Origin of the sequence: Enterobacter cloacae complex sp. 372C4, assembly GCF_050030615.1 — a bacterium.
Classification (GTDB): Bacteria; Pseudomonadota; Gammaproteobacteria; order Enterobacterales; family Enterobacteriaceae; genus Enterobacter; species Enterobacter intestinihominis.
In genome coordinates this window covers 39922-46161 of record NZ_JBLGUQ010000004.1, presented here as the reverse complement: position 1 = coordinate 46161, position 6240 = coordinate 39922, and the positions used below count along the sequence as shown (strand labels likewise).

At 55.0% G+C, this 6240-nt stretch carries 8 protein-coding genes; 3 read left to right on the top strand and 5 right to left on the bottom strand.

The features are described from left to right. Window positions 1–20: 20 nt before the first annotated feature. Complete coding sequence (locus ACQG11_RS25890) at window positions 21–725, bottom strand: IS6-like element IS26 family transposase (RefSeq protein WP_001067855.1); 705 nt, start codon at window positions 723–725, stop codon at window positions 21–23. Window positions 726–783: 58 nt separating this feature from the next. On the opposite strand from ACQG11_RS25890, the gene cutA reads away from it, so the two are divergent. Both cutA and ACQG11_RS25880 read left to right on the top strand, forming a co-directional pair. Continuing rightward, window positions 784–918 (top strand): divalent cation tolerance protein CutA, encoded by a 135-nt coding sequence (gene cutA, locus ACQG11_RS25885; protein ID WP_023408307.1) that lies wholly within the window; start codon window positions 784–786, stop codon window positions 916–918. A 4-nt stretch (window positions 919–922) separates the two neighbouring features. Next, window positions 923–1954, top strand: a complete 1032-nt coding sequence (locus tag ACQG11_RS25880; protein WP_004201169.1) for a protein-disulfide reductase DsbD domain-containing protein — start codon at window positions 923–925, stop codon at window positions 1952–1954. A gap of 10 nt (window positions 1955–1964) precedes the next feature. On the opposite strand, the gene ACQG11_RS25875 is transcribed toward ACQG11_RS25880, so the two are convergent. Genes ACQG11_RS25875 through ACQG11_RS25865 form a run of 3 tightly spaced genes read right to left on the bottom strand, consistent with a single transcriptional unit; the run spans window position 1965 to window position 3789 of the window. Then, the gene (locus tag ACQG11_RS25875; RefSeq protein WP_004201168.1) at window positions 1965–2603 is read right to left on the bottom strand and encodes a phosphoribosylanthranilate isomerase; all 639 of its coding nucleotides are present in this window, start codon (window positions 2601–2603) and stop codon (window positions 1965–1967) included. Window positions 2604–2607: 4 nt separating this feature from the next. Continuing rightward, window positions 2608–2973 carry a bleomycin binding protein Ble-MBL gene (gene ble, locus ACQG11_RS25870; RefSeq protein WP_004201167.1) on the bottom strand — a complete coding sequence of 122 codons (366 nt, stop codon included), beginning with the start codon at window positions 2971–2973 and terminating at the stop codon, window positions 2608–2610. A 3-nt stretch (window positions 2974–2976) separates the two neighbouring features. Continuing rightward, a complete protein-coding gene (locus tag ACQG11_RS25865) occupies window positions 2977–3789 on the bottom strand; it encodes a subclass B1 metallo-beta-lactamase NDM-7 (protein WP_032495622.1) in 813 nt (270 codons plus the stop codon). Window positions 3790–4023: 234 nt separating this feature from the next. Here ACQG11_RS25865 and ACQG11_RS25860 point away from each other — a divergent pair, with 234 nt between their 5' ends. After that, the gene (locus ACQG11_RS25860; protein WP_000019402.1) at window positions 4024–5004 is read left to right on the top strand and encodes an IS5-like element IS5 family transposase; all 981 of its coding nucleotides are present in this window, start codon (window positions 4024–4026) and stop codon (window positions 5002–5004) included. Between the two features lie 108 nt (window positions 5005–5112). Here the strand turns inward: ACQG11_RS25860 and ACQG11_RS25855 are convergent, their stop codons facing one another. Then, window positions 5113–6114 (bottom strand): IS30 family transposase, encoded by a 1002-nt coding sequence (locus ACQG11_RS25855; RefSeq protein ID WP_023408311.1) that lies wholly within the window; start codon window positions 6112–6114, stop codon window positions 5113–5115. Between the last annotated feature and the right edge of the window lie 126 nt (window positions 6115–6240).

Below are 6240 nucleotides of genomic sequence, written 5' to 3'. Positions count from 1 at the left end.
TTTTGTCTTATTCAAAGGCCTTACATTTCAAAAACTCTGCTTACCAGGCGCATTTCGCCCAGGGGATCACCATAATAAAATGCTGAGGCCTGGCCTTTGCGTAGTGCACGCATCACCTCAATACCTTTGATGGTGGCGTAAGCCGTCTTCATGGATTTAAATCCCAGCGTGGCGCCGATTATCCGTTTCAGTTTGCCATGATCGCATTCAATCACGTTGTTCCGGTACTTAATCTGTCGGTGTTCAACGTCAGACGGGCACCGGCCTTCGCGTTTGAGCAGAGCAAGCGCGCGACCATAGGCGGGCGCTTTATCCGTGTTGATGAATCGCGGGATCTGCCACTTCTTCACGTTGTTGAGGATTTTACCCAGAAACCGGTATGCAGCTTTGCTGTTACGACGGGAGGAGAGATAAAAATCGACAGTGCGGCCCCGGCTGTCGACGGCCCGGTACAGATACGCCCAGCGGCCATTGACCTTCACGTAGGTTTCATCCATGTGCCACGGGCAAAGATCGGAAGGGTTACGCCAGTACCAGCGCAGCCGTTTTTCCATTTCAGGCGCATAACGCTGAACCCAGCGGTAAATCGTGGAGTGATCGACATTCACTCCGCGTTCAGCCAGCATCTCCTGCAGCTCACGGTAACTGATGCCGTATTTGCAGTACCAGCGTACGGCCCACAGAATGATGTCACGCTGAAAATGCCGGCCTTTGAATGGGTTCATGTGCAGCTCCATCAGCAAAAGGGGATGATAAGTTTATCACCACCGACTATTTGCAACAGTGCCCCCCGCCCTGCAGGAACGCCTGCGCCAACTGCATCCCTACGAACTCCCGGAGCTGCTCGCGGTCGAAGCCGCGTCCGGCCTGCCCGAATACCTGCAATGGCTGGCCGCCGAGAGCCGACCGGTAAACTGAGCCAATGACCGCATCCACGATCCGCCTGCGCCGCTGGCTGGCCGGGCTCGCCCTGCTGCTTGCGCTGCCCGCGACCTCGGCCGTCGCCCAGGACTTCGAACTGCCGCCGGTCGACGAGGTCTTCGTCCTGTCCGCGCAGGCCACCGCGCCGGACCGCATCGAGGTGCGCTGGCGGATCGCCGACGGCTATTACCTGTACCGGCACCGCACCTCGGTCAAGGCCGATGCCGCCTTCACCGGCGCGACCATGGCGCTGCCGAAGGGCAAGGCCTACCGCGACGAATTCTTCGGCGACGTCGAAACCTACCGCAAGGAATTGCTCGGCACCCTCACCGGCACGCCCGCGGCCGGCGCGAGCGCGACCACCCTGACCGTGAAGTACCAGGGCTGCGCCGATGCCGGCGTGTGCTACCCGCCGCAGACCCGCACCCTGAAGGTCGCGTTGCCGGGCGAAGCGGGCGCTGGCGGCTTCGGCTGTAAGGCGCGCGGGCTGCATGATTATGTCGTCAAGAACGGCTCTGCCGATCATCCCAACGCCGAGGTGAAATTCGCACTGGGTGATGTGGTCAACACCATGATCGGCTGCACTAATGGTGAAACGATCATGCTGTGCCACGACACCTCGCTGCCGCGCCCCTATTCTCTCGGCTTTCGGGTGCAAGGCACCGAGGGGCTGTGGATGGACGTCAACAAGTCGATCTATCTGGAGGGCAAGAGCCCACAGCCGCACCGCTGGGAGCCTGCCGAGGGCTGGTTTGCGAAATACGATCACCCGCTATGGAAACGCTACGCCGATCTGGCGGCAGGGGCCGGGCATGGCGGGATGGACTGGTTCGTGATCCACGCTTTTGTCGAGGCGCTGAAGGCCAAGGCCCCGATGCCAATCGACATTTACGACGCGCTGGCCTGGAGCGCGATCACGCCTCTGTCGGAACAATCGATTGCTGAGGGCAATCGCACGTTAGATTTTCCCGACTTCACCCGAGGGCAGTGGCGCACCCGCAAGCCGATCTTTGCGCTGAACGACGCCTATTGATCGACGCGATTTAGGCCAAGCGCACCGCAAAGGCGAAATTGGTAATCTTGTCGGTATCCTTGACGCCCGGCGCGCTTTCGACGCCGCTGGAGGTATCGACCAGCGGCGCTCCGGTGCGCGCAATCGCCTCGGCAACATTCGTCGGATTTAGCCCGCCTGCCAGCCCCCACGGCAAGGCACCGCGATATCCGGCCAGCAGCGACCAGTCGAACGCCAACCCCATGCCGCCGGGCAGCGCGCCTTTGGGGGTCTTGGCGTCGAACAAGATCAAGTCCGCCGCCCCGGCATAGGCTGCGGCGCGTGCGACATCGCTGGCGCTGGCGACGGGCAGCGCCTTCCACACCGGCTTGCCAAACCGCGCGCGCAACTGGGCCACGCGTTCGGGCGATTCCGAACCGTGCAGCTGCAGCGCGTTCAGCTTGGCTGCCACCAGTGCGTCGGCGATGACAGCATCATCCGCATCGACGAACAAACCGACCATGGCGATCTGGCCAGCTGCGCGCGATGTCAAAGCGCCCGCGACATTCGACGTAACCGCACGGGGCGACGCTGGATAGAACACCAACCCGGCATAGTCCGCCCGCGCCGCGATGGTCGCATCGAGCGCCTCGGGTGTGCTGATCCCGCAAATCTTGATTTTCGCGGGCATGCGGTCAGTCGGGGTTCTGGATCAGCCGCACCAGCGTGCAGTCGGGATCGATCAGGTAGCCGATCCTCAGGCCGCTCGCCTCCAGTTGCGGAGCTTTGAAGCGCGGCCAGCCGGTGCTTTTTTCCTCGGCTCCCGCCGCGTTCACCAATGCCACCATGGCATCGAGATCATCCAACCGCAGGCAACAGCCGAACGAGCTCGTAGCTGGGTCGAGGTCAGGATAGGGGAAGAATTCGAGCTGCAAACCGCCGCGCTGCAGGATCATCCAGCCGCGATCCTTCCAACTCGTCGCAAAGCCCAGCTTCGCATAAAACGCCTCTGTCACATCGAAATCGCGCGATGGCAGATTGGGGGTGACGTGGTCAGCCATGGCTCAGCGCAGCTTGTCGGCCATGCGGGCCGTATGAGTGATTGCGGCGCGGCTATCGGGGGCGGAATGGCTCATCACGATCATGCTGGCCTTGGGGAACGCCGCACCAAACGCGCGCGCTGACGCGGCGTAGTGCTCAGTGTCGGCATCACCGAGATTGCCGAGCGACTTGGCCTTGCTGTCCTTGATCAGGCAGCCACCAAAAGCGATGTCGGTGCCGTCGATCCCAACGGTGATATTGTCACTGGTGTGGCCGGGGCCGGGGTAAAATACCTTGAGCGGGCCAAAGTTGGGCGCGGTTGCTGGTTCGACCCAGCCATTGGCGGCGAAAGTCAGGCTGTGTTGCGCCGCAACCAGCCCCTCTTGCGGGGCAAGCTGGTTCGACAACGCATTGGCATAAGTCGCAATCCCCGCCGCATGCAGCGCGTTCATACCGCCCATCTTGTCCTGATGCGCGTGAGTCACCACCGCCAGCGCGACCGGCAGGTTGATCTCCTGCTTGATCCAGTTGAGGATCTGGGCGGTCTGGTCATCGGTCCAGGCGGTATCGACCACCAGCACGCGGCCGCCATCCCTGACGATCAAACCGTTGGAAGCGACTGCCCCGAAACCCGGCATGTCGAGATAGGAAGTGTGCTGCCAGACATTCGGTGCGAGCTGGCGGAAAACCAGATCGCCAAACCGTTGGTCGCCAGTTTCCATTTGCTGGCCAATCGTCGGGCGGATTTCACCGGGCATGCACCCGCTCAGCATCAATGCAGCGGCTAATGCGGTGCTCAGCTTCGCGACCGGGTGCATAATATTGGGCAATTCCATCAAGTTTTCCTTTTATTCAGCATTAAAAACCCCGCAAATGCGAGGCCTAGTAAATAGATGATCTTAATTTGGTTCACTGTAGCAAAAATATGGGGCGAATTCAAACATGAGGTGCGACAGTTTCAAAAGCCATATGATAATCAACAAGCTGAGCAAATTTCTCTAAGGAAGGTGCGAACAAGTCCCTGATATGAGATCATGTTTGTCATCTGGAGCCATGGAACAGGGTTCATCATGAGTCATCAACTTACCTTCGCCGACAGTGAATTCAGCAGTAAGCGCCGTCAGACCAGAAAAGAGATTTTCTTGTCCCGCATGGAGCAGATTCTGCCATGGCAAAACATGGTGGAAGTCATCGAGCCGTTTTACCCCAAGGCTGGTAATGGCCGGCGACCTTATCCGCTGGAAACCATGCTACGCATTCACTGCATGCAGCATTGGTACAACCTGAGCGATGGCGCGATGGAAGATGCTCTGTACGAAATCGCCTCCATGCGTCTGTTTGCCCGGTTATCCCTGGATAGCGCCTTGCCTGACCGCACCACCATCATGAATTTCCGCCACCTGCTGGAGCAGCATCAACTGGCCCGCCAATTGTTCAAGACCATCAATCGCTGGCTGGCCGAAGCAGGCGTCATGATGACTCAAGGCACCTTGGTCGATGCCACCATCATTGAGGCACCCAGCTCGACCAAGAACAAAGAGCAGCAACGCGATCCGGAGATGCATCAGACCAAGAAAGGCAATCAATGGCACTTTGGCATGAAGGCCCACATTGGTGTCGATGCCAAGAGTGGCCTGACCCACAGCCTAGTCACCACCGCGGCCAACGAGCATGACCTCAATCAGCTGGGTAATCTGCTGCATGGAGAGGAGCAATTTGTCTCAGCCGATGCCGGCTACCAAGGGGCGCCACAGCGCGAGGAGCTGGCCGAGGTGGATGTGGACTGGCTGATCGCCGAGCGCCCCGGCAAGGTAAGAACCTTGAAACAGCATCCACGCAAGAACAAAACGGCCATCAACATCGAATACATGAAAGCCAGCATCCGGGCCAAGGTGGAGCACCCATTTCGCATCATCAAGCGACAGTTCGGCTTCGTGAAAGCCAGATACAAGGGGTTGCTGAAAAACGATAACCAACTGGCGATGTTATTCACGCTGGCCAACCTGTTTCGGGCGGACCAAATGATACGTCAGTGGGAGAGATCTCACTAAAAACTGGGGATAACGCCTTAAATGGCGAAGAAACGGTCTAAATAGGCTGATTCAAGGCATTTACGGGAGAAAAAATCGGCTCAAACATGAAGAAATGAAATGACTGAGTCAGCCGAGAAGAATTTCCCCGCTTATTCGCACCTTCCCTAATGGTGTAAGCCAATCTAACGCCTTTCTAGGACGAGTATTCAGTGACATGGCAACTTGATTTAAATAATGCTGATCTGCCTGATTTAAATCAATCCCTTTAGGTAAATATTGCCTAATTAAACCATTCATATTTTCGCATGTGCCTTTTTGCCAGGGTGAATGTGGGTCACAGAAATATACATCTATGCCTAAATCTTCTTCGAGTATTTTATGTTCTGACATCTCACGTCCACGGTCATAGGTCAACGTTTTACGCAGTTCTGCAGGTAAATATTTCAGAGCTTCAGTTAAAGCCTTGCGCACTGATTCTGCCTTTGCATCAGGTAATGTTGCCAAGATACAGAGCCGTGTATTTCGTTCAATAAGTGTTGCTATCGAACTTTTATTGTCTTTACCTTTAATTAAATCAGCTTCCCAATGACCCGGTATTTTTCTTTCTTGAACTTCGGCTGGGCGCTCATGAATAGTTTTAATATCCTGTAATATAGAATCTTTTTTAGGTTCACCGTTAGCTTTTCGCTTTTTATTTTCATGACGTAGACAGGATAATAAGTCTTTTTTCAACTCACCCTTTGGTAATGCTCGTATCGTTGAATAAATCGTTGTATGGCTTACATTCATTGTTTGATCCAAATCAGGAAATGTCTTTAAACGCTTTGCTATTTGCTGAGGAGACCATAAACAACGGATCGCTTCAACAATAAATTTCCAGAGGATTGAATCGATTTTGAGTTTTCTGTGACCACGTCTACGTCTAGCGAAGGTGTTATCAGAAGCATATCGAGCTTGATAAACGTCATTGATGCTATTTCTTTTAAGCTCACGATAGATCGTACTAGGATGTCTTTTAATGAGTTCAGCAAATTTTCTGGCTGAAAAGCCTTCTTTTCTTGACTCAAGCATTAATGCAGTACGATCTTCAAAGTTAAGATGATGGTATGACAATTTTATATACTCCATAAACCCTTTAAATTAATTAGGTGGTTTATGTCGCACTTCAAGTTTTACTCTGCCAACTTTAAATCAGTGGCTCCACTAACACTCTTCACTTATTTATTTAAAATTTAGCGACGTTAAAAGACAATT

What these genes read in the sequence shown, in the direction of transcription:
- ACQG11_RS25890 (WP_001067855.1), bottom strand. Translation starts at nt 725, where the DNA reads ATGAACCCATTCAAAGGCCGGCATTTTCAGCGTGACATCATTCTGTGG.
- ACQG11_RS25880 (WP_004201169.1), top strand. Translation starts at nt 923, where the DNA reads ATGACCGCATCCACGATCCGCCTGCGCCGCTGGCTGGCCGGGCTCGCC.
- ACQG11_RS25875 (WP_004201168.1), bottom strand. Translation starts at nt 2,603, where the DNA reads ATGCCCGCGAAAATCAAGATTTGCGGGATCAGCACACCCGAGGCGCTC.
- ble (WP_004201167.1), bottom strand. Translation starts at nt 2,973, where the DNA reads ATGGCTGACCACGTCACCCCCAATCTGCCATCGCGCGATTTCGATGTG.
- ACQG11_RS25865 (WP_032495622.1), bottom strand. Translation starts at nt 3,789, where the DNA reads ATGGAATTGCCCAATATTATGCACCCGGTCGCGAAGCTGAGCACCGCA.
- ACQG11_RS25860 (WP_000019402.1), top strand. Translation starts at nt 4,024, where the DNA reads ATGAGTCATCAACTTACCTTCGCCGACAGTGAATTCAGCAGTAAGCGC.
- ACQG11_RS25855 (WP_023408311.1), bottom strand. Translation starts at nt 6,114, where the DNA reads ATGGAGTATATAAAATTGTCATACCATCATCTTAACTTTGAAGATCGT.